We start from the raw sequence: 26798 nt of genomic DNA on the forward strand, positions 1-26798 counted from the left end.
ACGCTTTCAGGTAACCCCCCAGTCATCAAAACGACTGGGGAGTTACTTACATTCAAAGCTTTCTGGGTTTGATCCGGGCCGTAGCTTCGGCCACCAACGGGTCATCCGGCCAGTAATGCTTGGGGTAGCGCCCTTTCAAATCCTTCTTCACCTCGGCATAGGTACTGCGCCAGAAGTTCGCCAGATCCTGCGTGACCTGCACCGGCCGCCGCGCCGGGGACAGCAGGTGCAACTTCACGGCCAGGCGCCCGCCGGCGATACGCGGGGTGTCTGCCAGCCCGAACAATTCCTGCAAGCGCACCGCCAGAATCGGCGGCTGCTCGCTGTAGTCCAGGCGTACCGATGATCCCGACGGCACTTTCACATGCTGCGGCGCCAACTCTTCCAGGCGTTGGGGCAATGGCCAGGGCAGCAGGTTATGCAGGTAGCTGGAAATATCCAGGTTGGCGAAATGGCTGAGGCGCGAGACCTTGCCCAGGTAAGGCATCAACCAGTGTTCGAGGCTGGCCAGTAGCGCCTTGTCGCTGATGTCGGGCCACTCGCTGGTATTGCCGGCGTCGAGTTGGCGCAACAGCATCACACGGGCTTGCCACTGACGCAGTTCCGGAGTCCAGGGCAGCAGTTCCAGGCCTTTGCGGCGCACGAGGTTGACCAGCGCCTGGCTGCGGGCGGATTCGTCGAGGCCGGTCAGCGGTTCGCGGCTGAGTACCAACTCACCGACTTTGCGTTGGCGCTCGGCACGCAAGACGCCTTCGCGTTCGTCCCAGTCGAGTTGGTCGACATTGCGCACTTGCTCGGCCAGCACGGTGTCGAACAACGCCGGATCAAAATCCGCCGCCAGGTAGATGCGTTCTTCGCGCTGGCCCTGGCGGCTGCCCAGGTCGGCGATCACCAGCCAGGGTTGTTTCATCAGGCTGTCGGCTTCGGCAAACAGCGCCGCGCGACCGTTGGCCAGGCGATATTCAGCGCCGCCGGGGCGACGTTGCTGGGCGACGCGGTCCGGGTAGGCCAGTGCCAGCAAGGCGCCGAGCCAGCGCGGGTGGTCGGGATTGTCCACCGGCTGGGTCGCCTTGCCGCGCAGGTAGCCACGGTATTGCCGTGCCAACTGCTTGGCGCGCTGCACGCCACCCTGAGTGCCGCGTGCGCGTTCTTCACCGGCCATCAGCGCCAGGCGGCTGTGCAAGTCGGCACCGCCGCCGCGCAGGATATCGCGCTCGCCCAACAGGGCTGCCACGTCACAGGCCATGGCAGCCAGCCCAAGGTCCTGGCCACGCAATAACAGATGGGCAATACGCGGGTGGGCCGGCAGCTCGGCCATCTTCTGGCCATGGCCGGTGAGGGTTGCTTCGTTCAATGCACCCAGGCGTTGCAACAGCTCCTGAGCCTGGGCATAGGCGGCAGTCGGTGGGATGTCCAGCCAAACCAACTGGCTGGGCGTCACGCCCCAACGCGCCAGTTGCAAGGCCAGCCCGGCCAGGTCGGCGGCGAGAATTTCCGCACTGCCATAGGCGGCCAAACCGTCATGCTGGTCTTCGGACCACAACCGATAACACACCCCCGGTTCCAACCGCCCTGCCCGACCGGCGCGCTGGGTGGCGCTGGCACGGGAGATGCGCTGGGTGTCGAGGCGCGTCATGCCGCTGCCCGGGTCAAAACGTGGCACCCGCGCCAGCCCGGCGTCGATCACCACGCGCACGCCGTTGATGGTCAGGCTGGTCTCGGCGATATTGGTGGCCAGCACTACTTTGCGCTTGCCGGCCGGCGCCGGGTCGATGGCGGCGCGCTGGGCGTTGAGGTCCAGCTCACCGTGCAGGGGGCATAACAGCACATCAGGGCGATCACCCAAGGCCTCGGCCAGTTGCTGGTTGACCCGGCGAATCTCCGCTTGCCCCGGCAAAAACACGAGCACGCTGCCGGTCTCGTCATGCAGGGCTTCGAGGACGGTATGCACCACGCGCGGCTCGATAAACTCCCCGGCCTGGTACGGCCGGCCCCAGCGCATCTGCACCGGGAACATGCGCCCTTCACTGCGCAGAATCGGCGCGTCATCCAGCAAGCCCGCCAGGCGCTCGCCTTCGAGAGTGGCGGACATCAGCAGGATCTTCAGCGGCTGGTCGTCGCGAAACAGCTCGCGCCCGTTAAGGCTCAGGGCCAGCGCCAGGTCGGCGTCGAGGCTGCGCTCGTGGAATTCGTCGAAGATCAACAGGCCCACGCCATCCAATGCCGGGTCGTCCTGCAGGCGGCGAGTGAGGATGCCTTCGGTCACCACCTCGATACGCGTGTTGGGGCCGACTTTGCTGTCCAGGCGAATGCGGTAGCCCACGGTCTCACCGACCTTTTCGCCCAGCTCGCTGGCCAGTCTTTCGGCGGCAGCCCGTGCGGCCAGGCGCCGGGGTTCGAGCATCAGGATGGTTTGCCCGGCGAGCCACGGCTCATGCAACAAGGCCAACGGCACGCGGGTGGTTTTACCGGCGCCAGGCGGCGCTTCCAGCACGGCTTCATGGCGATGCGCCAAGGCGTCACGCAGGGCGGGTAAAACATCATCGATCGGCAACGAATTCATACTGGCTCCAAAGCAGAGCGGCGAGTATAACGGCGAACTGCCGGATGCCGATGCGGGTCTCAAAAACACCCACGCTTTGGGCTGTGAATGCAGTCGAGGGTGGGAGCTGGCTTGCCTGCGATAGCGGTGTAACAGTTGCCGCTGTATTCCCCGAGCCGACGCAATCGCAGGCAAGCCAGCTCCCACATTGGTTCATCGGCGTCTGGCCGATCTGGCTTATAGTCACCCTTAAATAGTGTTCAGGAGACTTTTTCATGCGTATCGCTTCCCGTGTCATCGGCGGTGTCCTCGCCGTCACCCTGCTGAGCCAACTCACCGCCTGCGGCTCGATTTTCTACCCCGACCGCCGTGGCCAGATCGACGGCAAGATCGACCCGGCCATTGCCGTGCTCGATGCCGTCGGCCTGCTGTTCTACGTGATCCCGGGCCTGATCGCGTTTGGGGTCGACTTCGCCACGGGCGCGATCTACTACGAACCCGGCAAGACCGCCCAGGTCGCGCCCGAGAAATTGCACGAAGCCATCGGCGCCGACGGCAAGGTCGACAATGCCAAGCTGCAAAGCATCATTGAGAAGGAAACCGGCCGCAGCTTGCCGCTGGACGACCCGCGTCTGATCCAGTTCAAGGGCAGCGTGCAACAACTCGCGTCCCTGGGCCTGCAGCCCGCCGCGTAAGGACAGCCCATGACCAGCAGTCCCGAACACGCCAGGCTTCTGCGCCTGGCCACCCGCGCCTCGGTGGGCGTGGCCAGTGTGCTGATTATCACCAAGGCCATCGCCTGGTGGCTCAGCGGCTCGGTGAGTATGCTCGCCGGGCTGACCGACTCGCTGCTCGACGGCGTGACCTCGCTGTTGAATCTGCTGGCCGTGCATTACGCCCTGCGCCCGGCCGATGACGATCACCGTTACGGGCACGGCAAGGCGGAGTCGCTGGCGGGCATGGCGCAAGCCTTGTTTATTGCCGGCAGTGCGGTGCTGATTGCGCTCCAGGCCTTTGAACGGCTCAAGCATCCGGAGCCGGTCGGCGCACCGTGGCTGAGCATTGGCGTGATTATCCTGTCGCTGGCGCTGACCGTGGCCCTGCTGATGCTGCAACACCGCGTGGTGCGCGAGACCGGCTCCAACGCGGTGCGCGCCGACTCGCTGCACTACCGCTCGGACTTGCTGCTCAACGGCAGCATCCTGATTGCGCTGGTGTTGGCCGGTTTTGGCTTTCATCAGGTCGATGCCTGGTTTGGCCTGGGTATCGCCGCCTATATTCTGTGGAGCGCGATCCAGATCGCCCGCGAAAGCTTTGCGGTGTTGATGGACGAAGAGTTACCGTCAGATGTCAGCCAGCACATGCTGGAACTGGCTCGTGGCGTACCCGGCGTGCTGGGTGCCCACGACTTGCGTACGCGGGTTTCCGGCAACCACTGGTTTGTGCAGCTGCACCTGGAGTTGCCGGGGGAATTGACGCTGTCGGTGGCTCACGGCATCAGCGACCAGGCCGCCGACGCCATTCACCGGGAATACCCGAAAGCCGAAGTATTGGTGCACGCCGACCCGCTGGAAGTGGTCACCGGCAACAAAACCTAGTACTGCACCTGATACCCACGACTGCCCAGGCAGTTGCCCTGGGCCTGGCGGTAGGTTTGCACCACCGCCGGGTCCGGGGCGTAGGTGACGGTGCGCGGGTCGAAGCCGCTTTGCTGCACCGCCCAGCGATAACAGTCGTAGCCGTCCTGCTGCACCTGCGCCGGCGATTGGCCGTTGGCAGGGTAGGCCACTACGTCATAGCCGTTGCCTTGCGGCGCCGGCTGGGGCGATGGCACTTGCGCAGGAGGCTGCACCACCACGTATTGCTGGGTGCTTTGCTCATAGGCGTAGTACGCGCCAGCGGCAAGGAACAACAGCGAACCCCCTACCCATACTTCACGCGCATAGTCCGGCAGGTAATGCACGCGGATGCCATAGGGTGGCGTCACCACCACGTAGCGTGGACCTTGGGGGCGATACCAGTAGCCGCCGGAGAAAAAGTAGTCCTGGCCACGGTAAGGCACGCGGTAATTGCGGTCGGGAAAACGGTCGATGACATAACCAGGGCGATGTTGCGGGCCCGGACCCCAGCCGTTGCCATGCCCGTCGGGGCGGCCTGGCCAGCGGTTATCACCGGGGCGATCGTTACCCGGACGCGAACCGGGGCCGCCAGCCTCCCAATGCCGATTGTCATCGGGGCGCCTGGGGATATCACGGTAATAACCCTGGCGCGGTTCCTGGGTCTGGCGCACCGTGTCGGGCTGGCCCTGGATCGGCAGGTTATTGGAAGGTTGCGGTGCAGGTCGCCCTGGCTCATGACCTTGCGGGCGACCTTGCCATTGGCCACCCTCGTGCTGGCCGCCGCGATCATCCTGCGGGTTTTGTGGACGTGGCTGATTGTGCTCAGGCCGTTGACCCGGGCCCGGTGAGTTATCGCGCTCGTCGGCCATTACCTGCGTGCCGACGCTTGCCACCAGCAAACCAACACCTGCCATACGCCAGATGCGCTTCATGCTTTTCCTCACTGCGGATTAGGGCCTACACATGAGACTGGAAAAGCCTCACCCGGTTCTCACGCAGGTTATCAGTCGTGGGCACTATTTTCTCAAGGCAAAAGAAAAGGGGTGACCCGTCGGCCACCCCTTGAGAATTTCGTCCGTGCTCAACGCTTTTGACGTTGGCTCACCTCACGCCGTCTTGTGGACAGTGTGCAGCCTGGAGGCCGGCTCAACCCTGCTGGGGCGGCGGCCGCAGCGGGCCTGATTGGGCGCGCTGCTGTGGACTGTTGTCCAGGCGGTGATTCTGTTGGTAATCATAGGCGTGCCGGGCGGACAGATGATTGCTAAGATTGCGTCAATAAACAGTGCTTGCGCAATTTTTAACCCTTCATGGATAATTCACCGCAATAGTTACGACAAAGGCCAACCCAATGAGCAAGCTTGACCGATACGACCTGAGTATTTTGGCGGAATTGCAGCGCGACGCGAGGATCTCCAACCAGGAGCTGGCCGAACGCATCGGCCTGTCGCCTTCGCCCTGCTCGCGCCGGGTCAAGCAATTGGAAGACGACGGCTATATCGCCCGCCAGGTCGCCCTGCTGGATCGCAAGATGCTCGGCCTTAGCCTTACAGCCTACGTATTGATCGGCATGGACCGGCACACGCCGGAGCGTTTCGAGAATTTTGAAGCCGCCATTCGCACCTTGCCGCAAGTGCTGGAATGCAGTTTGGTGACCGGGATGGATGCGGACTACCAGTTGAAGGTGGTGGTGCCGGATATGGACCATTACCAGAAACTGCTGCTGGGCCATCTGACCCGCATCGAAGGGGTGACCAGCGTGCGTTCCAGCTTTGTGCTCAACCAGGTACTCAACAGCACCGAACTGCCGCTGACCCACCTGCGCACCTGAGAACACTGAGATTCAAATGTGGGAGGGGGCTTGCTCCCGATAGCGGTGGGTCAGTTGATAAATAACTGACACTCAGTCATCGGGAGCAAGCCCCCTCCCACATTTGGATTGTGCTTCGACTCAGGTCAATGTTGCGTCTGTAACGCTGCCGTATACTGCTCGCTTGTCTTGCTGGAAGAGCCCCATGAACAACATCGACCCCGCCCTGTTTGAAGAATGGATGATGACCGGCCTGGTCACTATCCTCATCATTTTCATGGGCTTTATCGTCTGGGACCTGGCGAAGAAATCCAAGGCCGGGCGCTTTGGCTCATTCATTCTGTTTTTCGTGCTGGGCCTGGGCGTGGCCGCGTTCATCATCAAGAGCGTGGTGATCGGCTTGATCGAGTCCGGCGCTTTATAGGCGCGCCGGTACTGCTTTCCATTGGCCTTGATCCAGGCCGTCGATAGACCAGTCACCAATGCGCACGCGCACCAGGCGCAGCGTCGGCAGGCCCACCGCTGCGGTCATGCGCCGTACCTGACGGTTGCGCCCTTCCCGAATCACCAATTCCAGCCAATGGGTGGGCACGCTTTTACGAAAACGTACCGGCGGGTTGCGCGGCCATAATGCCGGCTCCTCCAGTTGTCGGGCCTCGGCAGGCAAGGTCATGCCGTCGTTCAGCTCGACGCCATCGCGCAGGCGTTGCAGTTGTTCTTCGGTCGGCTCGCCTTCCACCTGCACCCAGTAGGTTTTCGCCAGCTTGTGCTTGGGGTCGGCGATGCGCGCCTGAAGCTGGCCATCGTTGGTCAACAGCAGCAAGCCTTCGCTGTCACGGTCCAGGCGCCCGGCCGGGTAAATACCGGGAATGTCGATGAAATCCTTGAGGGTCGCGCGACCGCCTTCGTCGCTGAACTGGGTCAACACGTCGAACGGCTTATTGAACAGGATCAGCTTCGGCTCGGCCGGTGGCGCCTTGGCGACACGCCGAACAGGCTGCGAAGGTTTCACGCCTGGGCGGCGCGAATCGGGACGGGTAGGACGGGACATGGCAAAGAAACATCTAACGGTCAGGACCGACAATGCTAGTGGCCTGACCGCCAAATGACCATCCCAACCGCTTAGCGGAACGGCGGCTCGTCGAAGCTGCGCAGTTTGCGCGAGTGCAACGAGTTGAGTTCGGTGCGCAACAGGTCGACCGCCTCGATGCCGATCTTCAAGTGCTGGCTGACCGCACGCTCGTAGAACGCGTTGGCCGAACCCGGCAGCTTGATCTCGCTGTGCAAGGGTTTGTCGGATACGCATAACAAGGTGCCGTAAGGCACGCGCAAACGGTAACCCTGGGCGGCGATGGTGCCGCTTTCCATGTCCACGGCCACGGCGCGGGACAGGTTGATCAGCGGCCGTTCCTGGGCCCAGCGCAATTCCCAGTTACGGTCGTCATAGGTCAGCACGGTACCGGTGCGCAGGCGTTTTTTCAGCTCTTCGCCTTTTTCGCCAGTGACGTGGGCCGCCGCTTGCTGGAGCGCCAACTGCACCTCGGCCAGGGCCGGGATCGGGATGTTCGGCGGTACCACGCGGTCAAGAATCCCGTCACGGCGCATATAAGCGTGGGCCAGTACGTAGTCGCCGATGGTCTGGGATTGGCGCAGGCCGCCGCAGTGGCCGATCATCAGCCAGCAATGCGGGCGCAACACGGCCAGGTGGTCGGTGATGTTCTTGGCGTTGGACGGGCCCACGCCGATGTTCACCAGGGTCACGCCGTGGCCGTCACTGGCTTGCAGGTGATACGCCGGCATCTGGTAGCGATGCCAGACCACGCCGGCGGCAATCGCCGAAGCTTCGCCGTGGTCCATGCTCTTGTCGATGACCACGTTGCCCGGCAGCACCATGCGGATAAAACGCGGGTCGCTGCGCAGTTGTTCCAGGCCGTGCAGGATGAACTGGTCAACGTAGCGGTGGTAGTTGGTCAGCAGGATCCACGGCTGTACATGGCGCCAATCGCTGCCGGTGTAATGCACCAGGCGGCGCAGGGAAAAGTCCACGCGCGCCGCGTCGAACAATGCCAGGGGCAGCGGGTCGGTGTTTTCCCAGTCGTAAAGGCCATCGGCAATGCCGTCGGTGGCGGCGGACAGGTCGGTACTGGGGAATACGCGGGCCAGGGTCGCGGCGGTCACGCCGGAGCCGGCGAGTTCGTCGCCCTGCTCCACCACGTACGGGTACGGAATGTTCTGCTGGCTGACGCCCACTTCCACCGTGACGGTGAAGTCGTGCATCAGCGGCACCAGTTGCTCCAGCAGGTACTTACGAAACGCGGCGGGGTGGGTCACGGTGACGCTGTAGGTACCCGGCAGTTGCACCTTGGCATATGCACGGGTGGTCTGTGGGACTTCGCCATGGCAGTGGTAGGTCAGGCGCAGTTCCGGGTAGCGAAACAGTGCGCGTTGTGCGGCGTCGGGCTCGACGCGGTCCTTGAGGTATTGCTTGAGGGCTTGATTGAGCGCGCCGGTGGCTTGCTCATGCAGAGCCGCCAGCCGGTCCACGGCTTCTTCGGCGGTTTTAACGACAACAAAAGCTTCGGTCACGGTAAGCATCCTGTGTTCTGGACTTGCAGGCCTTTATCTTGCCTGTATCCCGGCCTCACCGAAACAGCCGGATTGGAATGCACCTTAAAATATGGGAGATGGCGGGGTTGAGCGCGCGACTATGGCTTCTACATCCACCCCACGCGGCAAGGTGCCATATACCCGCCCCGACGATTCGCCCAACCGGCTGGCGATAAACCCGTCGCTGACCGCCGCATTTCCTGCTTCCAGCAATAACTTGGCCTGCAACGCCACGGCAATATCCTCGGTCAACTGCCGCGCACGGTACTGAATGTCCTGGGTGTCCATAAACGCCGACTTCAACTGCTCGATATGCCGCGCCAGTTGCTTGTCACCATGGCCGTCTCCCAACTCAACAAACAGCACCTCCAGCACGCCCGGCTCTTTGGACAAGGCGCGGAGTACGTCCAGGCATTGCACATTGCCGGAACCTTCCCATGTCGAGTTCACCGGCGCCTCACGGTAAAGACGCGGCAGGATGCTGTCTTCCACATACCCGGCGCCGCCCATGCATTCGGCGGCTTCGTTGATCATCGCGGGCGCTCGCTTGCAGATCCAATACTTGCCGACCGCCGTGACCAGCCGAGCGAACTTGGCTTCCTGTTCATCTTCAAGATGATCCAGGGCGCGCCCCATGCGCAGGCTCAAGGCCAGGGCCGCTTCGCTCTCCAATGCCAGGTCGGCCAGGACGTTCTGCATCAGCGGCTGCTGGTTGAGCACGCGGCCACCGACCAGGCGGTGCGCGCAGTGATGACTGGCCTGGGTCAGTGCCTGACGCATCAAGGCGCTGGAGCCGACCATGCAATCGAAGCGGGTCATGGCGACCATTTCGATGATGGTCGGCACACCCCGGCCCTCTTCACCGACCATCCAGGCCAGGGCGCCGCGAAACTCTACTTCGCTGGACGCGTTGGAGCAGTTGCCGAGTTTGTTCTTCAAGCGCTGGATATAGAACTCGTTGCGCGTGTCATCCGGGCGGTGCCGGGGCAGCAGGAAACAGGTCAGGCCCTTGTCGGTCTGGGCCAGGGTCAGGAAGCCATCGCACATCGGTGCCGAGCAGAACCACTTGTGGCCCACCAGTTCATAGGCCTGGCCGGGCCCACCCGCGCCCACCGGATAAGCGCGTGTGGTGTTGGCCCGCACGTCGGTGCCGCCCTGCTTCTCGGTCATGGCCATGCCGATGGTGGCGCCGGCTTTGTGGGCAATGCCGACGTTGCGTGGGTCATATTGGGTCGAAAGGATTTTCGGCAACCAGCGATCTGCCAGGTCCGGTTGCAGGCGCAAGGCCGGAACGCAGGCGAAGGTCATGGTCAGCGGGCAACCGGTGCCGGCCTCGGCCTGGCTGTGCAGGTAGGTCATTGCCGCACGGGCCACATGGGCGCCGGCCTGCGGGTGAGCCCAGGGCAGCGACGGCAGGCCATGCTCAACGGCAGTGCGCATCAGTTCGTGATAAGCCGGATGAAACTCCACCAGGTCAATGCGATGACCATAACGGTCATGGCTGCTGAACACCGGTTTGTTCTGATTGGCCAGGAACCCGGCTGCCATCAACGGCCCTCCGGCCAGCGCGCCGTAGGCATCGATACGCGATTCGGCCCAGCCGGCGCCAAAGCGACGCGACCATTGCTGCAGGGGCAAGTCGATGCGATACAGGTTGGTGCCGTCCAGGGACGGTGGCTGATTGGTGACGTCGTGGGTTTCGGCAAACTGATGCAGGTTCATGACGGGCCTCCTGGAAAAAGGCCACGTGAAAGAGGGGCCTTGAATTCAGTTAAGCACCGACCTCACGCTTAAAACAGTGGCATACCCGCCGAATGCCCGGCGCTTTCGCCCTCACCCAAGCGCAACACGCGGCGCTGCAGCACCCCTTGCAGGGCTTCGAACCGCACCGGTTTAGCCAGGCGATCAGTCATGCCGACGCCATGGCAGCGTTCACGCTCTGGTCCATCACTTGAGCTACTCAAGGCGATCACCGGCAACTCACCACAGTCGGGCAGTGCACGAATCTGACAGCACAATGAGAAGCCGCCCTCCGGCACGTCGAGCAGCACCGCATCGAAGCGATTGCCTTGTAATGCCGCCAGTGCCGCCGGGCCGTTATCTACGGTTTTCACCCGGTAGCCGAGTTTGAGCAACATGCCACGCACCGCCAACTGGCCGACGCTGTTGTCGTCCACCAGCAACACGGTGCAATCCTGGGGCGCACGCTGCCTGGGCTGCGCTTGCCCGCTCGGCTTGGGTTGCGCAGGCACCACGCTGACGTCCACCTCCAACTGAAAACGGCTGCCCTTGCGCGGCTCCGAATGATGGGTCAGGCGCCCACCCAACAGCTCGATCAACTGCCGGCAAATCGCCAAACCAATGCCCAGGCCGCCGTATTCGCGAGTCATCGAGCCATCAAGCTGGAAGAAGCGCTGGTACAGCGTGGCCTCATCGAGAAAGGCGAAGCCGATACCGGTGTCGGTGACAATAAAGCTCAGGTGCAATGCACCCTCCCCTTCGGGCACCCCGACCACGCGCAAGCGCACAGCGCCGAGTTGGGTAAATTTGAATGCATTGTCCAGCAGGCAATCCAGGCATTGGAGCAGTTTGTCGGCATCGCCGATCACCCGGTCCGGCAACTCATCGGCAACATCAATGGAAAACGCCAGGCCCTTGCTCTGCGCGCTGGGGGTGAACTGCTGGCGCAAGGTGTCGAGCACACCGCGCAGGCTGAACGCTTGCGGCTGGGCCACCATCCGACCGGCCTGCAACTCGGTCAGGGTGAGGATACCGTTGACCATGCGCATCATGTCCCGCGCCGAGCCCGCGGCGGTTTGCTGGTACTGCGCCAGGTCCTCGCCCAACGGCACGGTCTGCATCAATTCCAGGGAACCAATCACCCCATTCATCGGCGTGCGCAGTTCGTGGGTCAGGGTGGCGAGAAACTCGTCTTTGAGGCGATTACTGCGGGCCAGTTGCTGGTTGAGCGCTTCGAGCTTCTGGCTGGCGTCGAGGAGGATTTGCGCCTGCTGTTCGCGCATACCGTTGATGCGGTCGGCCAGGGCCAGGGACAGCAGTGCCACTTCAATGGCCGAGCCGAGCTGGCTGGCGTACATGGTCAGGAACACGTTGGGCAGGTAGCCCAGCACCATCAGCGTATTGACCACTCCGCCCAGCAGAAACGCCGACCAGGCGATGATGAAGTAGCGCGCCATGCGCTGCCCGCAGTACCAGGCCTTGATCGCGGCGACAAAGATGGTCACGGTGAACACCAGCGCCAGGCCGGTGGCCAGGCGCAGGGCCACGGCGTAGCTGGTCAACAGCGCCAGCGCCATCACCACGCCGCCGCAGGCTGCCAGCGCCAGCAGGATCCGGTCGATCCAGCGGCTGTGCTGCACGGTGTGCAGGAAGCTGCGAGCGAACAGGCTGCCGAACAATGCCGCCGATCCGATCAGGAACGGCACCGCCGCATTCGCCCACCACGGGTTGTTCGGCCAGAAGTACTGCACCGCGACGCCATTGACCGACAGCTGGTACAAGCCGAACGATGCAATATAGAGGATGTAATAGAGGTAGCTGGTGTCGCGCACGCTGAGGTAAATGAACAGGTTGTAGATCAGCATGCCCAGCAGCACACCATAAATAGCCCCGAGTACATACAAGCGCAGCGGTTGTTCTTCCAGGTACGCCGTGCCCGCCCACAGGGTCAGCGGCGCCTGGATCGAGCCCTGGCTTTGCAAGCGCAGGTACAGGGTCTGCTGCTGATCGGGCGCAAAATTGAGCTTGAACAGGTAATTGCTCTGGCTCACCTCACGGCTGGAAAACGGTAATGCACTGCCGGTGCGGGCGGTCAGGCGGTAGTGACCGGTGCCGTCGCTCTGATACAGGTCCAGGCGATTGAGCGGCGGATAAGCCAACTCCAGAAACCAGGTGCGCGGTGCACGGGGATCTGTTGCGCTGTAATGCAGGTTGACCTTGAGCCAGAACACCGAGCGCGAATAGCCGGCGTTGAGAGTGGCTTTGTCATGGGTCTTGAACTGGGCGGCGTAGGCGGGGGAACTGACATCGGCAATGGTGAGGGCATCGGTTGGGTCTTCGAGCACTTGCATGACCTGGCCCAGCGGCAGGCTTCGCGTGTCCTGGTTGAACTCGACGGCGCCGGCGAGCAAGGGTAGCCCGCACAATATAAAGATCAGCAAATAGCGCATAGAGCCCCAGCGTGGCCTGTCCGGTTATGTCAAAAGCCCCCCATCCTTTTGAGAAGACGTACACCGGCGATACAGTAAGTTGTTTGAATGCACTTTAGCATAGCCATTAAAGGCCATTGGACACCATTGAACTATTTTTTTGAAAGGCTCTACATCAAGGCCTTCAGAGGATTTTCATGCTGTTTCACTCGCCAGAAAAGCGCTGCTCCAGCGCTCACACTTCAACCATCGTCAGACGGCCACGCAAAAAGCGTTTGGTGGTAAGCTCGCGCACCATGAATATCTACAGCTCTCGCCCCGTTGTCCTCTGTCTCTCCGGCCACGATCCCAGTGGTGGCGCCGGCTTGCAGGCAGATATCGAAGCCCTGCTCGCCCAGGGCTGCCACGCGGCCCCGGCCGTCACAGCGTTGACCGTGCAGAACACCGTCAATGTCAGCGACTTCCGCGTGCTCGACCGTGAGTGGGTGATGGCCCAGGCCAATGCCGTGCTCGGCGACTCCGAAGTCGCGGCCGTCAAACTGGGCATGCTCGGTTCCACCGCCATGGTCGATACGGTGGTCGAACTGCTGCAGGCGCACCCGCATCTGCCGGTGGTCTGCGACCCGGTGCTGCGCGCCGGTGGCGGCGGTAGCCTGGGCAAGGACGAAGTCGGCTATGCGATGCGCGAGCGGCTGTTGCCCTTGTCACTGATCGCCACGCCCAACCTGCCGGAAGCGCGCATCCTGGCCGAACTGCCAGACGGCACTGCCGACGAGTGCGCCGAGAAACTGTTGCCGTACATCAAGCACCTGCTGATCACCGGCGGCCATGGCGACGAACATGAAGTGCACAACCGCCTGTACAGCCGCGACGGCACGCGCCATACCTTTACCTGCCAGCGCTTGCCTGGCAGTTATCACGGTTCGGGCTGCACCTTGGCCAGCGCCCTGGCCGGGCGCATCGCCCAGGGCGAAGGTTTGACCAGCGCGGTGCAATCGGCCCTCAACTACACCTGGCGCACCCTGCGTGACGCCGAGCAACTGGGCCATGGCCAGTTCGTGCCGCGCCGGCTGCCGCTGGATTTCTGCTCGTAACTTATCGCTCGTCACAGCAAGGGGCTTGCCCGATGAAACTACGTGGCCTTTACGCCATTACCGACAGCCAGCTCCTGGCCGGCAAGTTCCTCGCCTACGTCCAAGCGGCGCTGGACGGCGGCGTGACACTGTTGCAGTACCGCGACAAAAGCAGCGACGAGGCACGGCGCCTGCGTGAAGCCGAAAAGCTGTATGAACTGTGCTCGCGCTACAAGACTCAATTGATCATCAACGATGATGCCGAACTCGCCGCGCGCCTGGGCGTGGGCGTGCATCTGGGGCAGACCGATGGTCCGCTGACCCCGGCCCGTGCGCTGCTCGGTTCCAAGGCGATCATCGGTGCTACCTGCCACAGCCAGATCGAACTGGCCGAACAGGCCGCCAAGGAAGGCGCCAGCTATGTCGCCTTCGGGCGCTTCTTCAATTCCACCACCAAGCCCGGCGCACCTGCCGCCACCGTTGAAATGCTGGCCGAGGCCCGCACGCGCTTGCAGTTGCCGATCTGCGTGATCGGCGGCGTGACCCTGGACAACGCCGAACCGCTGGTGGCCCACGGTGCCGACCTGCTGGCCGTGGTGCACGGTTTGTTCGGCGCCGACAGTACTCAGGAAGTCACGCGACGCGCCCGTGCTTTCAATGCCCTTCTTAAAATCTGATTTCAGAGAGACGTCCATCATGTCCCGTTCCGAAACCCTGTTTGCCAATGCCCAGAAACACATCCCCGGCGGTGTGAATTCCCCCGTGCGTGCGTTCAAGAGCGTGGGCGGCACGCCGTTGTTCTTCAAACACGCCGAAGGCGCCTACGTCACCGACGAAGATGACAAGCGCTACGTCGACTACGTCGGCTCCTGGGGCCCGATGATTCTCGGCCACAGCCACCCGGACGTACTCGACGCGGTGCGCCAGCAGCTGCAACACGGCTTGTCCTATGGCGCGCCGACCGCCATGGAAACCGAGATGGCCGACCTGGTCTGCTCTATCGTGCCGTCGATGGAAATGGTGCGCATGGTCAGCTCCGGCACCGAAGCCACCATGAGCGCGATCCGCCTGGCCCGTGGTTTCACCGGCCGCGACAACATCATCAAGTTCGAGGGTTGCTACCACGGCCACTCCGACAGCCTGCTGGTCAAGGCCGGCTCCGGCGCGCTGACTCAAGGCGTACCCAACTCTGCCGGTGTACCGGCGGCATTCGCCAAGCACACCCTGACCCTGCCGTTCAACGACATCGCCGCCGTCGAGCAAATGCTCAGCGAAGTCGGCCAGGACGTGGCCTGCATCATCGTCGAGCCGGTGGCCGGCAACATGAACTGCGTACCACCGGCACCGGGTTTCCTCGAAGGCCTGCGCGAGCAGTGCGACAAGCACGGCGTGGTGCTGATCTTTGACGAAGTGATGACCGGTTTCCGCGTCGCCCTCGGCGGCGCCCAGGCACACTACGGCGTCACGCCGGACCTGAGCACCTTCGGCAAGATCATCGGTGGCGGTATGCCAGTAGGCTGCTTCGGCGGCAAGCGCGAAATCATGCAGCACATCGCCCCGCTGGGCCCGGTCTACCAGGCTGGCACCTTGTCGGGTAACCCGCTGGCAATGGCCGCTGGCCTGACCACCCTGCGCCTGATCAGCCGCCCGGGCTTCCACGCCGAGCTGACCGACTACACCACCCGCCTGCTTGATGGCCTGCAGCAGCGCGCCGACGCCGCGGGTATCCCGTTTGTCACCACCCAGGCCGGTGGCATGTTCGGCCTGTACTTCAGCGGCGCCGACGACATCGTCACCTTTGATGACGTGATGGGCAGCGATGCCGACCTGTTCAAGCGCTTCTTCCACCTGATGCTTGAAGGCGGCGTGTACCTGGCGCCGAGCGCCTTCGAAGCCGGCTTCACCTCGATCGCCCATGGCGAAGCCGAGCTGAAACTGACCCTGGATGCTGCCGAACGCGCCTTCGCGGCCCTGAAATAAGTGACCCACGTTCTGACGTTGCCCCCCAGGCAGCGTCAGATTTGCTACTTTGCTTACAGAAGTTTCCTGGTTTTTTCGAGAATTGCCCTGCAATCCGGCAGATAACTTGCCCAAGCAGCAGAAAAACGAGTAAAGACTTTGTAAGCAGAGGCCTGCTTATTTCATAATGCGCGCTTATTGGACTCCCCGAGGGTCCGCGCGCCCCGTCAGAGGTAAGTCGATTCCCATGAAACGCACCGGCCGCACCCTGGTTCTGGGCTGCCTGTTGCTCCTTCAGCCGCTGCTGGCACATGCCCAGGCAGGCGGCAACTCGTTGTTAATCCCAGCGATGGGTCGTTGCACCCTCAATACCCAGCCAGACAGCCAGGCCGAAGCCCTGAGCGCGTGCCAGAAACAAGCTGATGAAGGGGATGCGCAAGCGCAATACGAGTTGGGCGAGTTCTACCACGACAGCAAGAACCCGGCCGTCGACCTCAACAAAGCGTTGAGCTACTTCGAAAAGGCTTCGCTACAAGGCCACGCCCAGGCGCAATTCCAGCTCGGCAATATGTTCTTCAAGGGTGAAGGCGTGCCGGCCAATAACGTGCAGGCCTACATCGTGCTGAAAATGGCCGCGGTCAACGGTGCTGAAGACGCGCTGGACACCGCCGATGAGGTCGCCGAGCACATGCAGCGCGATGAACTGGAAGTGGCGACCCAGGTACTGGGGCAGATTTTCCGTAATTACCTGCAGAAATTGCAGAGCGCCGATGGGCGCTCGCCCTTCTCTCCCCTGCCCTGATCACGGCGATAACAGGTAGCCCTGTCGATATGCCGTGGACCCCGCTACATGGGCAATCGTCATACCGGCGCTTGCCATGCGGCGTACTGATCGCACATACAACAGCCCTTCATGCTCACACGCGACCTCAATCACTCGGTCCGTGACCGGGTCGATGACTTGCGCCACGATCTGTCCTGCTTCGAGGTAGTCCCCCACCTGCGCGCAAAAGACCATCAAGCCTCCCACCGGGCTCACCACCGGCTCGACCCCCGCCAAGGGTGTTGGCGGGCTCAATAGCGCCGGCAGTGGCGGCGCTTGCCCCTCAATGCCTCCCTGTAACATCAGATAGTTGATCAACGCCTGACAATCCTGCCGCGCCAGCCCGTGGTCCACATCGGCAACGCCGCGCAACTCCACGGTCACGGCAAAACCCGGCGCCGAAAAGGCCCCAGGAAAACGCGCCTGCATCCGTGTCCAGAACAAGGTGTAGCAATCGTCGAACGAATGCCCGCCCGCGTCCGGGCTCATAAAGCAGGCCCGAGCGCCCAGGTACCGCGCCAGCGGCTCCACCTGGGGCCAGGCATCGGGCGCCAGGTACAGGTGCTGCACTGCCTCGAAATCACAATGCAGGTCCAGCACCCTGTCGGCGTCACAGGCCAGCGTTTGCAGGACCAAACGCAGAGAGTGCAGCTGGGTCGCCGGTACCTGGCTGACAAGGGTTCGCCGCAGGGCCGCACGGATCAGATGCAGGTTATGCGCAGGATCATCGGTCAGAACATCCTGTACCTGGTCGCCGACCTGCTCGCTGACGTCAACGAAGAAGCGGTTGAAGTTCTCTCGACTGTCGTTATCGAAACGCCCCTGCGGTACGTCCATCAGCACCTGCTCCAACCCCAACGGATTGGCCACCGGCACCAGCACCACTTGCCAACGCAACGCACCTGTCGCCTCCAGGTGCGCCAGACGCTGTTTGAGATGCCACAACACCAGCATCCCCGGTAATTCATCGGCGTGCAGGGACGCCTGGATGTAAACCTTGCTCGGCGCATTGGCCGGACCGTAATGAAAACTATGAATATGCCGCGTGGTACCTGGCACAGCCGTTAACAGTTCATGCCTGTGAGTCTGCATATTGCCCCCCTATCGACTCGAATCAAGAAAGCTCAGCCAACGTCGTTCAGCCAGATGGAACAAGCCGACCAACGCGAACGTAATACACAAGTAAAGCGCCGCGGCCAGGCCAAAGGATTGGAAGGTGAGGAAGGTTGCAGCGTTGGCATCCCTTGCGACTTTCAGGATATCCGGCACCGTTGCCGTGAACGCCAGGGTGGTGGAATGCAACATGAAGATCACTTCATTGCTGTAGTAGGGCAACGACCGGCGCAGGGCCGAGGGCATGATCAAGTGCACGTACAACTTCCAGCCGTCGAAGCCCAGGGAACGAGCAGCCTCGATTTCACCGCGTGGCATTGCCCGAATTGCGCCCGCCAGTATTTCCGTGGTGTAGGCCGCGGTATTGAGGGCAAACGCCAGAAGCGTGCAATTGAGCGCTTCGCGAAAAAAGGCATCCAGCAACGGTTGCTCGCGAACAGCGCCAATGCTGTAGATGCCGGTGTAGAAGATCAGTAACTGGATATACAGCGGTGTGCCGCGAAACACGTAGGTAAAGCTTTGCACCGGCCAGCGCAGCCAGCGTCGGCTGGACGTCCTGGCGATGGACAGTGGCAACGCCAACAGCAGGCCCAGGCACAAAGAGGCGCTGGTCAGCCACAAGGTCATGGCCAGACCGGTGATTTGTTGACCGTCGGAATAAATAAACGGCCGCCAATACTCCTGGATAAGCTCGATCATGATGATGATCCCTGCACACCTTCACCATACCGACGCTCCAGCCAGCGCAACGCTGCGTTTGAAACGCTGCTGAGCAACAGGTAGACCAGCGCCGCCAGCAGCAGAAAAGCCAGTAATTGCTGACTGCTCTTGCCCGCCATCTGCGCCACTTTCACCAGGTCTGCCAGGCCGATGATCGACACCAGCGCCGTAGCCTTGAGCAAGACCATCCAGTTATTGCCCAGACCCGGCAGGGCGAATCGCATCATCTGCGGGAATATCACATGCAAAAAGCTCTGCCTGAAGCTCAGGCCAAGGGCCTTGGCTGCCTGGAACTGCCCACGGGGTACAGCCAGCAACGCGCCGCGAAAGGTTTCGGTGAAATAAGCGCCGTAGATAAACCCCAGAGTGATCACGCCGGCGCTGAAAGGGTCGATATCGATGTAGGCCCAGCCCAATTCGCTGGTCAGACGACTCAGGCCTGTCTGCAATCCGTAGAAAATCAACAGCATTAACAGCAGGTCCGGTACCCCGCGAATCAAGGTGGTGTACACCTGTGCGCACAGGCGCCATGCCCTCACCCTGGACAGCTTGGCACCTGCCCCCAGCAGGCCCAGGATCAGCCCCAGCAGCAATGACAACAGTGCCAGTTGCAAGGTGACCCAGACCCCGTGCAGTAACATCGGCAAAAAACCGCCCAGGGACGCGGCGAATTGAGTGAAGGCAGGTAGCATGATCGTGTCCTCGCTGGCCGTTGAAGGCGGTTATTGGCCGCTGAACATGTTCACACCGGGGAAGTACTGCTCTTGCAGGCGAGCGTAGGTGCCATCGGCGTGCAGGGCAGCCAGCCCCTTATCCAACAGCGCTTTCAGCGTGTGGTTGCCCTTGGCGAGGCCGATGCCGCTTTTGGACGGCATCAACTCGCTGTCAATCAGCGGCCCCAGTACAAACCCGACGCCTTGGGGTGAACGCAAAAATCCGCTCTGTGCTTGCTGAGCATCCTGCAGCGATGCCTGCAAACGCCCTGTCAGCAGGTCCGCGTACACTTGCTCCTGATCGGCATAAGCCACCACCTTCATACCCTGCCCAGCGAGCACTTGCCGGGCATAAACTTCCTGAGTACTGCCCTGCAAATAGCCGACGGCCATGCCTGTGGAAAGCTCAGTGCCAGGGCGCATCACCATGGCAGTGGGGCTGGAAAACACCTCCGAGGAGAAGTCGATGACCTTTTGCCGAGCGGCAGTGATGGTCATTGAAGCGAAGATGGCGTCGATCTTGCCGGCGTTGAGGCTGGGAATCATGCCGTCAAAGTCACTCTCGACCCATTGGCAGCGAACATTCAAACGTGCACAAATTGCATTGCCGATATCTATTTCAAAACCGGTCAAAGTCCCCGTGCTGTCTTTATAAGCAAAGGGCGCATAGTTGGGATCGGCAGCGAAACGGATCACGTTGTAATCGTTGGCAAACAACGATGTATTAATCAGGAGCGCGGTGAATAACATCAGGAGTATTTTTTTCATTATTGTATTCCTCGTTATTGATTGAACAGTTGGACTGACTACACCTCTATAAATGGAATTTCTCTGCGCACTACCAGCGAGCCCTCCGGCGCATCGAACTCACGCGCGATGCGATGCCCTGAATACACCGCCGCCGCAATGGTGCCGGGCGCCACACAGTCGCCGATCAGCGTGAGCGTTCGGATGCCTGCCGCCTGTAACTGTTCGGGTGAGTTGTTCAAGGCCTGATACAGCGCCTGCTCAGGCTCCCGGGAAGTGACCAGCAGCAAGGCTGCAGCTGGGATCAACCGCGTACGTTCGGTGTAGATGCAGCCCGCTACCACGCCCTCTGGCTTAACGCTGACCAGCGTATGGGACGGCACGATCGTGACATTCAGCTGCATCAGACGACGCTGAATGCGATGCTGCTCAAGGGTGTTATGGGTCCAGGCCGCCACGTCCGCCGCGGGGGTGACGAATATCACCTCCACGCCACGCGCCACCAGATGTTCGGCCAGCACGCTGCCCATGTAATAGTGATCGTCATCGAACAGCAGCACCGGCGAAGCGGGCAACGCCCCTGCCATCAGGTCATCAGGCGTCAGCACAGGCAGGCTGTCCAGGCCCGTTAAGGATCGGCGCAAGGCGCGCCCCAATCCATCACGTCGCCAGTGGGAACCCGTAGCAATGAACACATGCTCAGCGGCTAAATCCAGCACGTCCTGGGCCTGCAAGTGGCTTTCCCGATAGATCTCCACCGACGGCATACGGCTCAACGCATCCAGTCGATAGTCAATCACCCGCGCCCAACTCGCCAGCCCCGGCAGCCGGGCTTCCAGCGCTACACGTCCGCCCAGGGTGCGCAGGCTGTCGACCAGGGCCACTTCCATCCCTCGCGCACCCAGGATCCGTGAACACTCAAGCCCGGATGGCCCGGCGCCGACCACCAGCGCCCGGCCGGGTTGCTGCGTATGGTTGACCGATTCGGGATGCCAGCCACGTCGCCATTCCTCACCCATGGTCGGGTTCTGTGTACAGCGCAGGGGCGTGCTGGTGTGATCGCCACTGACGCATACATTGCAGCCGATACACTCGCGAATTTCCTCGGCGCGCCCCTCTTCAATCTTCTTGGGCAAGAACGGATCGGCAATCGAAGGGCGGGCCGCCCCGATCAGGTCCAGCACGCCACGACGAACCAAAGACACCATGGTGTCTGGCGAAGTGAAGCGGCCGACGCCCACCACGGGCTTGCTGGTCAGCGCCTTGAGCCCCAGCAGGAAGGTCTCCTGGTAACCCTCCCCGGCAAAGCGCGCCGTCACGCTGTCATTGGACCAATCGGCGACATTGACGTCCCACAAGTCCGGCAGGTCCGCCAGCATCGAGAAGATTTCGGCACCTTCGCCCTCGCGACTCAAGCCGTCGGCCATTTGTTCATCCACCGCCAGGCGGACCGCTACGGCACACCGATCACCGACTGCGTCGCGAGTGTCTTCAATCAATTCGCGGAGCAAACGCACACGGTTTTCCAACACACCGCCGTATTCGTCGGTACGCCGGTTATTGCGTGGCGTGAGGAAATGGAACGGCACACTCAGGTCGTGGCCGGCGTACACATAGATGATGTCGAAACCCGCCTCCCGGGCGCGCAATGCGGCGGCTCGATGCAGGGCGCGCAATTGCCGGATATCGGCATGGCTCATGGCCCGGGCCTGCACCGGGTCGTAACTGCGCACCGGGGTATTGGAAGGCGCCCAGGGAATTTCGCGACTGTAGCGGTTGGGCGCCGAGTAACCGTTGAATGCCAGCTCTACCCCTGCCAACGACCCGTGCTGGTGTACCGCCTCACACATGCGGGCCAATGCAGGAATGTCGCGCTCATCCCACAAACGCGCCTCGATATAAGGGGAGAACTCGCTCAGCGGGCTGATTTCGCACTCTTCAGTGCACACCACGCCCCAGCCGCCCTCGGCTTTCACTGCGCGCATCCGGGCCATGGCCGAGGGATGTACATGGCCCATGCCATTACAGTGGGGAACTTGATAAAAGCGATTGCAAGTACGGACCGGGCCTATTTGTACCGGCTCAAACAGAATGTCATAGCGAGGATCGCGCACAGGGCTACTCCCGAACAAGTCAGTTCGTTAATGACGGCGTGATGGAACTTGGCGCTAATGAGTGGCGTGATTAAACGCAGTTGAACGGGGGAACCTTCGAGGTTTTCTTATTATTGGTATATTCATGATGCCCTCTCTGAATAAACAAAATTTGCTATCTTTCAAACAAAATGTCCATCCATTGAGAGGCAGTTTCGGAAACGCCCTACAAATTAATTGCAGATCATTTCTCGGGCATCGGCATCGGAAACGGCATCACATTGCTCGTGCCCCGTGCTTCGCTGATCTTCGGCGTACCCAGGCGTTCGACTTCATCGATGCGCACAATCGAATGCATCGGCACAAAGCTGCGCACCACGCCTTCGAACTGAGCCTTGAGCTTTTCTTCGCCCGGATCGACGACCAACTGGGTGCGCTCGCCAAAGACGAACTCTTCCACTTCCAGGAAGCCCCACAGATCACTTTGATAGATCTGCTTGGCGTACATTTCGAACACCTGGCCCTGGTTGAGGAAAATCACCTTGTAGATTGGAGCTTCACGTTTGGTCATGGTGGGCGGGGAACACATGGGGATATAAAAGAGGGCGCGAACTATAGCATGGCACCCGATGCACAGCGCTAGGAACCGATGGGCATGACCCCTATAATGCGCGGTTCTTTACCACCAGTTGACGATTCCCATGGCCAAGAAGCTTTATATCGAAACCCACGGTTGCCAGATGAACGAGTACGACAGCTCGCGCATGGTCGACCTGCTGGGCGAACACCAGGCCCTGGAAGTCACCGCCCGCGCCGAAGATGCCGACGTGATCCTGCTCAATACCTGCTCGATCCGCGAACGGGCCCAGGACCGTGTGTACTCCCAGCTGGGCCGCTGGCGTGAATTGAAACTGGCCAACCCGGACATGGTGATCGCCGTCGGCGGTTGCGTGGCCAGCCAGGAAGGTGCTGCGATCCGCGACCGCGCCCCGTATGTCGACGTGGTGTTCGGCCCGCAGACCTTGCACCGCCTGCCGGAAATGATCGACGCCGCACGCGTCACCAAGCTGCCGCAGGTGGACGTATCGTTCCCGGAAATCGAGAAATTCGACCATTTGCCCGAGCCGCGCATCGACGGCCCGAGCGCCTACGTGTCGGTGATGGAAGGTTGCAGCAAGTACTGCACTTTCTGCGTGGTGCCCTACACACGCGGTGAAGAAGTCAGCCGGCCGTTTGACGATGTACTGGCAGAAATCATCCACCTGGCTGAAAACGGCGTGCGCGAAGTGACCCTACTTGGCCAGAACGTCAACGGCTACCGCGGCCTGACCCACGACGGGCGCCTGGCCGACCTGGCGGAGCTGATCCGCGTGGTCGCCGCCGTCGATGGCATCGAACGTATCCGCTATACCACTTCGCACCCGCTGGAATTCTCCGACAGCCTGATCCAGGCCCACGCCGAAGTGCCGGAGCTGGTCAAGCACCTGCACTTGCCGGTGCAATCGGGCTCGGACCGCATCCTGTCGGCGATGAAGCGCAACCACACGGCGCTGGAATACAAATCCAAGCTGCGCAAATTGCGCGCCGCCGTACCGGGCATCTGCATCAGTTCGGACTTTATCGTCGGCTTCCCGGGCGAAACCGAGAAAGATTTCCAGCAGACCATGAAGCTGATTGAAGACGTCGGTTTCGACTTTTCCTACTCGTTTGTGTACAGCCAGCGCCCGGGCACCCCGGCGGCGGACCTGCTGGACGAAACCCCGGAGGCGTTGAAAAAGGAGCGGTTGAACGCACTGCAACATCGCCTCAACCAACAGGGTTTCGAAATCAGCCGACAAATGGTCGGCTCGACCCAGCGCATCCTGGTCACCGATTACTCGAAGAAAGACCCGGGTGAGTTGCAGGGGCGCACCGAGAACAACCGCATCGTCAACTTCCGCTGCGACAACCCGACCCTGATCGGCCAATTTGCCGATGTGCACATCGATGCGGCGCAGCCACACTCGTTGCGCGGCTCGCTGATCAACTGATCTCGCGGACCGGATGAAGATCAAAATGTGGGAGCTGGCTTGCCTGCGATAGCGATGTATCAGTGCCCTATGTGCCAACTGACCCACCGCTATCGCAGGCAAGCCAGCTCCCACAGGAGTTCTTCATGGTTATCGAGAGTGGGGCCAGGCTATTTAAGTGCTTTCGCACACCGGCGCCTGGCGTTATTCTCTATCTCACCTCATCAGCCAAAGGGCGGCTAAAAGCAACCTTGAACGCACCCATAGCAGAACCCCATCGTTTTCTCCTCGAGCCGTTTGAGGCTCGCCGTTTCGCCAACCTGTGCGGACAGTTCGACGAGCACCTGCGCCTGATCGAACAACGCCTGAGCATCGAGATCCGCAACCGCGGCAATCAGTTCGAGCTCATTGGTGAACCCCAACACACCACGTCTGCCGAAAACCTGCTGCGTCGCCTCTACCGCGAAACCAAGGGTAGTGAGCTGTCGCCAGAGACGGTACACCTGTACCTGCAGGAATCTGCGGTGCAAGACCTGGCCAACAACCCGGTGTCCGAAGCCAGCGTGGCCCTGCGTACCAAAAAAGGCATGATTCGCCCACGCGGCTTGAATCAGCAGAAGTACGTCAAGGAAATCCTCGGCAACGACATCAACTTCGGCATCGGCCCAGCCGGTACCGGCAAGACTTACCTGGCCGTTGCCTGTGCGGTGGATGCCCTGGAGCGCGAGCAAGTACGGCGCATCCTGCTGGTGCGCCCGGCGGTCGAAGCGGGCGAAAAGCTCGGCTTCCTGCCCGGCGACCTGGCCCAGAAGATCGACCCGTACCTGCGCCCGCTCTACGACGCGCTGTACGAGATGCTCGGCTTTGAATACGTGGCCAAGCTGATCGAGCGCCAGGTGATCGAAATCGCCCCGCTGGCCTACATGCGTGGCCGCACCTTGAACAACAGCTTCATCATCCTCGACGAAAGCCAGAACACCACCGTCGAGCAGATGAAGATGTTCCTCACCCGCATCGGTTTCGGCTCTACCGCCGTGATCACCGGTGACGTCACCCAGGTCGACCTGCCCAAGGGCACCAAGTCTGGGCTGGCGCAGGTGATCGAAGTACTCAAGGATGTACCGGGCATCAGCTTCACGCATTTCATGCCCAAGGACGTGGTGCGTCACCCGCTGGTGCAGCGCATCGTAGAAGCCTATGAGCGTTTCGATCACAAGGATGACGCACCGGCCAGGGACGTTCGCGGCGATGCTTGAGCTAGACCTGCAGCTTGCCACCGAAGCGCCCGCCCCCAGCGAAGCACAGTTCCGGCACTGGTGCACCCTGGCCCTGCGCCAGCGCACCGCAGACTCGGAGCTGACCATTCGTCTGGTGGATGAGCCCGAAGGCCGCGAGCTGAACCACACCTGGCGTCAAAAAGACTACGCGACCAACGTGCTGTCCTTCCCCGCCGACGTACCCGACGAGTTGCTGGATATCCCGCTGCTGGGCGATCTGGTGATCTGCGTCGGGGTGGTCGAGCGCGAGGCAAAGGAACAAGGCAAGGAACTTGAAGCCCATTGGGCCCATCTAGTCATCCACGGCTGCTTGCATCTCTTGGGCTATGACCATATAGACGATGATGAAGCCGAGGAAATGGAAGCACTGGAACGAACGTTGCTTGCTGAACTGGGTCACCGCGACCCTTACGCAGACGACGAAAGCTGATCAACACTCAACTGTCATATCAAAGGATTTAGAGTAATCGCTATGAGCGAAGACCGATCGAGCAACGGGCAGAAGTCATGGCTGGGTAAACTGACCCAGGCTTTTGCCCACGAGCCGAAAAACCGCCAGGAGCTGCTGGAGCTGCTGCGCGAGGCCCACCAGAACAAGTTGCTGGACAGCGAAGCGCTGGCCATCGTCGAAGGCGCCATCCAGGTGGCTGACCTGCAAGTACGGGACATCATGGTCCCGCGCTCGCAGATGATCAGCATCAAGGCGACCCAGACCCCACGGGAATTCCTCCCGGCCGTGATCGACTCGGCGCACTCGCGCTACCCGGTGATCGGTGAAAGCCATGACGACGTCATGGGTGTCCTGCTGGCCAAGGACCTGTTGCCGCTGATCCTCAAGGAGAATGGCGACAGCTTCAACATCAAGGACCTGCTGCGTCCGGCCACCTTCGTACCTGAATCCAAGCGCCTGAATGTGCTGCTGCGCGAATTTCGCGCCAACCACAATCACATGGCCATTGTGATCGACGAATACGGCGGCGTGGCTGGCCTGGTGACCATCGAAGACGTGCTGGAACAGATCGTCGGCGATATCGAAGACGAGCACGACGTCGAAGAGGACAGCTACATCAAGCCGCTGCCCAGCGGTGACTTCCTGGTCAAGGCGCTGACGCCGATCGAGAACTTCAACGAGTTCTTCGACAGCGAATTCTCCGACGATGAGTTCGACACGGTCGGCGGCCTGGTGATGAGTGCGTTCGGGCATCTGCCCAAGCGTAACGAAACCACCGAGATTGGCGCCTATCGCTTCCGCATTTTGAATGCCGATAGTCGTCGTATCCATCTGATCCGTTTGACACCTATTGCCCGCTAAGGAAGGAGTGGGGCATCAGCTATTTCCTGTGTCGCGTTGCCCCTGAGAGCGGGCCAGGCAAGGCGCAGGCCGCAGGGAATGGCATTCCCTTTTCAAGGCCTGCAACGCAGTATGGCCCGCTCTCAGGGACAACCCGAAGGGCCGGGCCTGCTGCGACACAGGGCTGCGTTACTCGTCGTTCATTTGGAAAAACCAAACCACACTCCTCGCGCCTT

The 26798-nt window shown here is 61.4% G+C and carries 24 protein-coding genes; 12 read left to right on the top strand and 12 right to left on the bottom strand.

What is annotated here, in order from left to right:
* Nucleotides 1-52 precede the first annotated feature (52 nt).
* Entirely contained in the window at nucleotides 53-2563 is a 2511-nt protein-coding gene (hrpB, locus tag E4P01_RS01950; protein WP_216092147.1) for an ATP-dependent helicase HrpB, read from the bottom strand.
* A gap of 254 nt (nucleotides 2564-2817) precedes the next feature.
* On the opposite strand from hrpB, the gene E4P01_RS01955 reads away from it, so the two are divergent.
* A complete protein-coding gene (locus tag E4P01_RS01955) occupies nucleotides 2818-3237 on the top strand; it encodes a hypothetical protein (protein ID WP_005791686.1) in 420 nt (139 codons plus the stop codon).
* A gap of 9 nt (nucleotides 3238-3246) precedes the next feature.
* Nucleotides 3247-4140, top strand: coding sequence for a cation diffusion facilitator family transporter (locus E4P01_RS01960; protein ID WP_103734846.1), 894 nt, complete (start codon nucleotides 3247-3249; stop codon nucleotides 4138-4140).
* On the opposite strand, the gene E4P01_RS01965 is transcribed toward E4P01_RS01960, so the two are convergent.
* On the bottom strand, nucleotides 4137-5093 hold the full coding sequence (locus E4P01_RS01965) for a DUF6515 family protein (RefSeq protein WP_216092148.1): 957 nt from the start codon (nucleotides 5091-5093) through the stop codon (nucleotides 4137-4139). The genes E4P01_RS01960 and E4P01_RS01965 overlap by 4 nt on opposite strands.
* A gap of 416 nt (nucleotides 5094-5509) precedes the next feature.
* Here E4P01_RS01965 and E4P01_RS01970 point away from each other — a divergent pair, with 416 nt between their 5' ends.
* Complete coding sequence (locus E4P01_RS01970) at nucleotides 5510-5989, top strand: Lrp/AsnC family transcriptional regulator (RefSeq protein WP_003194418.1); 480 nt, start codon at nucleotides 5510-5512, stop codon at nucleotides 5987-5989.
* Between the two features lie 193 nt (nucleotides 5990-6182).
* Nucleotides 6183-6392, top strand: a complete 210-nt coding sequence (locus E4P01_RS01975; protein WP_025999909.1) for a DUF2788 domain-containing protein — start codon at nucleotides 6183-6185, stop codon at nucleotides 6390-6392.
* Here E4P01_RS01975 and E4P01_RS01980 read toward each other — a convergent pair.
* The 4 genes from E4P01_RS01980 to E4P01_RS01995 all read right to left on the bottom strand — a co-directional run bounded on the left by E4P01_RS01980 (nucleotide 6387) and on the right by E4P01_RS01995 (nucleotide 12765).
* A complete protein-coding gene (locus E4P01_RS01980; RefSeq protein WP_248129878.1) occupies nucleotides 6387-7019 on the bottom strand; it encodes a pseudouridine synthase in 633 nt (210 codons plus the stop codon). The two genes, E4P01_RS01975 and E4P01_RS01980, sit on opposite strands and share 6 nt — an antisense overlap.
* A 71-nt stretch (nucleotides 7020-7090) precedes the next feature.
* Nucleotides 7091-8563, bottom strand: a complete 1473-nt coding sequence (amn, locus tag E4P01_RS01985) for an AMP nucleosidase (protein ID WP_164699529.1) — start codon at nucleotides 8561-8563, stop codon at nucleotides 7091-7093.
* 75 nt (nucleotides 8564-8638) lie between these two features.
* Nucleotides 8639-10297: an acyl-CoA dehydrogenase family protein gene (locus E4P01_RS01990; protein ID WP_078822411.1), complete on the bottom strand. Its 1659-nt coding sequence runs from the start codon at nucleotides 10295-10297 to the stop codon at nucleotides 8639-8641.
* 68 nt (nucleotides 10298-10365) lie between these two features.
* Nucleotides 10366-12765 (bottom strand): hybrid sensor histidine kinase/response regulator, encoded by a 2400-nt coding sequence (locus E4P01_RS01995; protein WP_078822412.1) that lies wholly within the window; start codon nucleotides 12763-12765, stop codon nucleotides 10366-10368.
* 275 nt (nucleotides 12766-13040) lie between these two features.
* On the opposite strand from E4P01_RS01995, the gene E4P01_RS02000 reads away from it, so the two are divergent.
* From E4P01_RS02000 to E4P01_RS02015, 4 genes are all read left to right on the top strand, one after another.
* On the top strand, nucleotides 13041-13838 hold the full coding sequence (locus E4P01_RS02000) for a hydroxymethylpyrimidine/phosphomethylpyrimidine kinase (RefSeq protein ID WP_216092149.1): 798 nt from the start codon (nucleotides 13041-13043) through the stop codon (nucleotides 13836-13838).
* A 32-nt stretch (nucleotides 13839-13870) separates the two neighbouring features.
* A complete protein-coding gene (gene thiE / locus E4P01_RS02005) occupies nucleotides 13871-14494 on the top strand; it encodes a thiamine phosphate synthase (RefSeq protein WP_032879317.1) in 624 nt (207 codons plus the stop codon).
* 19 nt (nucleotides 14495-14513) lie between these two features.
* Nucleotides 14514-15797: a glutamate-1-semialdehyde 2,1-aminomutase gene (hemL, locus tag E4P01_RS02010; RefSeq protein WP_005791703.1), complete on the top strand. Its 1284-nt coding sequence runs from the start codon at nucleotides 14514-14516 to the stop codon at nucleotides 15795-15797.
* A 226-nt stretch (nucleotides 15798-16023) separates the two neighbouring features.
* Nucleotides 16024-16578 carry a tetratricopeptide repeat protein gene (locus tag E4P01_RS02015; RefSeq protein ID WP_216092150.1) on the top strand — a complete coding sequence of 185 codons (555 nt, stop codon included), beginning with the start codon at nucleotides 16024-16026 and terminating at the stop codon, nucleotides 16576-16578.
* Here E4P01_RS02015 and E4P01_RS02020 read toward each other — a convergent pair whose 3' ends face one another.
* From E4P01_RS02020 to E4P01_RS02045, 6 genes are all read right to left on the bottom strand, one after another.
* Nucleotides 16579-17691, bottom strand: a complete 1113-nt coding sequence (locus tag E4P01_RS02020) for a succinylglutamate desuccinylase/aspartoacylase family protein (protein ID WP_216092151.1) — start codon at nucleotides 17689-17691, stop codon at nucleotides 16579-16581.
* A gap of 9 nt (nucleotides 17692-17700) precedes the next feature.
* A complete protein-coding gene (locus tag E4P01_RS02025) occupies nucleotides 17701-18411 on the bottom strand; it encodes an ABC transporter permease (protein WP_032879313.1) in 711 nt (236 codons plus the stop codon).
* On the bottom strand, nucleotides 18408-19124 hold the full coding sequence (locus tag E4P01_RS02030) for an ABC transporter permease subunit (protein ID WP_005791712.1): 717 nt from the start codon (nucleotides 19122-19124) through the stop codon (nucleotides 18408-18410). Before E4P01_RS02030 ends, E4P01_RS02025 begins: the two co-directional genes overlap by 4 nt.
* 30 nt (nucleotides 19125-19154) lie before the next feature.
* Complete coding sequence (locus E4P01_RS02035; RefSeq protein ID WP_032879309.1) at nucleotides 19155-19913, bottom strand: transporter substrate-binding domain-containing protein; 759 nt, start codon at nucleotides 19911-19913, stop codon at nucleotides 19155-19157.
* 38 nt (nucleotides 19914-19951) lie between these two features.
* Complete coding sequence (locus tag E4P01_RS02040; RefSeq protein WP_216092152.1) at nucleotides 19952-22006, bottom strand: NAD(P)-binding protein; 2055 nt, start codon at nucleotides 22004-22006, stop codon at nucleotides 19952-19954.
* Nucleotides 22007-22229: 223 nt separating this feature from the next.
* Nucleotides 22230-22556: a DUF1820 family protein gene (locus E4P01_RS02045; protein ID WP_003194436.1), complete on the bottom strand. Its 327-nt coding sequence runs from the start codon at nucleotides 22554-22556 to the stop codon at nucleotides 22230-22232.
* Nucleotides 22557-22686: 130 nt separating this feature from the next.
* On the opposite strand from E4P01_RS02045, the gene miaB reads away from it, so the two are divergent.
* The 4 genes from miaB to E4P01_RS02065 all read left to right on the top strand — a co-directional run bounded on the left by miaB (nucleotide 22687) and on the right by E4P01_RS02065 (nucleotide 26583).
* Nucleotides 22687-24015 carry a tRNA (N6-isopentenyl adenosine(37)-C2)-methylthiotransferase MiaB gene (gene miaB / locus E4P01_RS02050; RefSeq protein ID WP_005791718.1) on the top strand — a complete coding sequence of 443 codons (1329 nt, stop codon included), beginning with the start codon at nucleotides 22687-22689 and terminating at the stop codon, nucleotides 24013-24015.
* Between the two features lie 230 nt (nucleotides 24016-24245).
* Nucleotides 24246-25250 carry a PhoH family protein gene (locus E4P01_RS02055; protein ID WP_216092153.1) on the top strand — a complete coding sequence of 335 codons (1005 nt, stop codon included), beginning with the start codon at nucleotides 24246-24248 and terminating at the stop codon, nucleotides 25248-25250.
* A complete protein-coding gene (gene ybeY / locus E4P01_RS02060) occupies nucleotides 25243-25701 on the top strand; it encodes an rRNA maturation RNase YbeY (RefSeq protein WP_078822414.1) in 459 nt (152 codons plus the stop codon). Before E4P01_RS02055 ends, ybeY begins: the two co-directional genes overlap by 8 nt.
* 42 nt (nucleotides 25702-25743) lie before the next feature.
* Complete coding sequence (locus E4P01_RS02065) at nucleotides 25744-26583, top strand: HlyC/CorC family transporter (protein WP_005791724.1); 840 nt, start codon at nucleotides 25744-25746, stop codon at nucleotides 26581-26583.
* Nucleotides 26584-26798 lie beyond the last annotated feature (215 nt).

It is taken from the genome of Pseudomonas sp. NCIMB 10586 (assembly GCF_023127895.1).
In the GTDB taxonomy this organism is placed as follows: domain Bacteria; phylum Pseudomonadota; class Gammaproteobacteria; order Pseudomonadales; family Pseudomonadaceae; genus Aquipseudomonas; species Aquipseudomonas synxantha_A.

What these genes read in the sequence shown, in the direction of transcription:
- hrpB (WP_216092147.1), bottom strand. Translation starts at nt 2,563, where the DNA reads ATGAATTCGTTGCCGATCGATGATGTTTTACCCGCCCTGCGTGACGCC.
- E4P01_RS01955 (WP_005791686.1), top strand. Translation starts at nt 2,818, where the DNA reads ATGCGTATCGCTTCCCGTGTCATCGGCGGTGTCCTCGCCGTCACCCTG.
- E4P01_RS01960 (WP_103734846.1), top strand. Translation starts at nt 3,247, where the DNA reads ATGACCAGCAGTCCCGAACACGCCAGGCTTCTGCGCCTGGCCACCCGC.
- E4P01_RS01965 (WP_216092148.1), bottom strand. Translation starts at nt 5,093, where the DNA reads ATGAAGCGCATCTGGCGTATGGCAGGTGTTGGTTTGCTGGTGGCAAGC.
- E4P01_RS01970 (WP_003194418.1), top strand. Translation starts at nt 5,510, where the DNA reads ATGAGCAAGCTTGACCGATACGACCTGAGTATTTTGGCGGAATTGCAG.
- E4P01_RS01980 (WP_248129878.1), bottom strand. Translation starts at nt 7,019, where the DNA reads ATGTCCCGTCCTACCCGTCCCGATTCGCGCCGCCCAGGCGTGAAACCT.
- amn (WP_164699529.1), bottom strand. Translation starts at nt 8,563, where the DNA reads ATGCTTACCGTGACCGAAGCTTTTGTTGTCGTTAAAACCGCCGAAGAA.
- E4P01_RS01990 (WP_078822411.1), bottom strand. Translation starts at nt 10,297, where the DNA reads ATGAACCTGCATCAGTTTGCCGAAACCCACGACGTCACCAATCAGCCA.
- E4P01_RS01995 (WP_078822412.1), bottom strand. Translation starts at nt 12,765, where the DNA reads ATGCGCTATTTGCTGATCTTTATATTGTGCGGGCTACCCTTGCTCGCC.
- E4P01_RS02000 (WP_216092149.1), top strand. Translation starts at nt 13,041, where the DNA reads ATGAATATCTACAGCTCTCGCCCCGTTGTCCTCTGTCTCTCCGGCCAC.
- thiE (WP_032879317.1), top strand. Translation starts at nt 13,871, where the DNA reads ATGAAACTACGTGGCCTTTACGCCATTACCGACAGCCAGCTCCTGGCC.
- hemL (WP_005791703.1), top strand. Translation starts at nt 14,514, where the DNA reads ATGTCCCGTTCCGAAACCCTGTTTGCCAATGCCCAGAAACACATCCCC.
- E4P01_RS02015 (WP_216092150.1), top strand. Translation starts at nt 16,024, where the DNA reads ATGAAACGCACCGGCCGCACCCTGGTTCTGGGCTGCCTGTTGCTCCTT.
- E4P01_RS02020 (WP_216092151.1), bottom strand. Translation starts at nt 17,691, where the DNA reads ATGCAGACTCACAGGCATGAACTGTTAACGGCTGTGCCAGGTACCACG.
- E4P01_RS02025 (WP_032879313.1), bottom strand. Translation starts at nt 18,411, where the DNA reads ATGATCGAGCTTATCCAGGAGTATTGGCGGCCGTTTATTTATTCCGAC.
- E4P01_RS02030 (WP_005791712.1), bottom strand. Translation starts at nt 19,124, where the DNA reads ATGCTACCTGCCTTCACTCAATTCGCCGCGTCCCTGGGCGGTTTTTTG.
- E4P01_RS02035 (WP_032879309.1), bottom strand. Translation starts at nt 19,913, where the DNA reads ATGAAAAAAATACTCCTGATGTTATTCACCGCGCTCCTGATTAATACA.
- E4P01_RS02045 (WP_003194436.1), bottom strand. Translation starts at nt 22,556, where the DNA reads ATGACCAAACGTGAAGCTCCAATCTACAAGGTGATTTTCCTCAACCAG.
- miaB (WP_005791718.1), top strand. Translation starts at nt 22,687, where the DNA reads ATGGCCAAGAAGCTTTATATCGAAACCCACGGTTGCCAGATGAACGAG.
- ybeY (WP_078822414.1), top strand. Translation starts at nt 25,243, where the DNA reads ATGCTTGAGCTAGACCTGCAGCTTGCCACCGAAGCGCCCGCCCCCAGC.
- E4P01_RS02065 (WP_005791724.1), top strand. Translation starts at nt 25,744, where the DNA reads ATGAGCGAAGACCGATCGAGCAACGGGCAGAAGTCATGGCTGGGTAAA.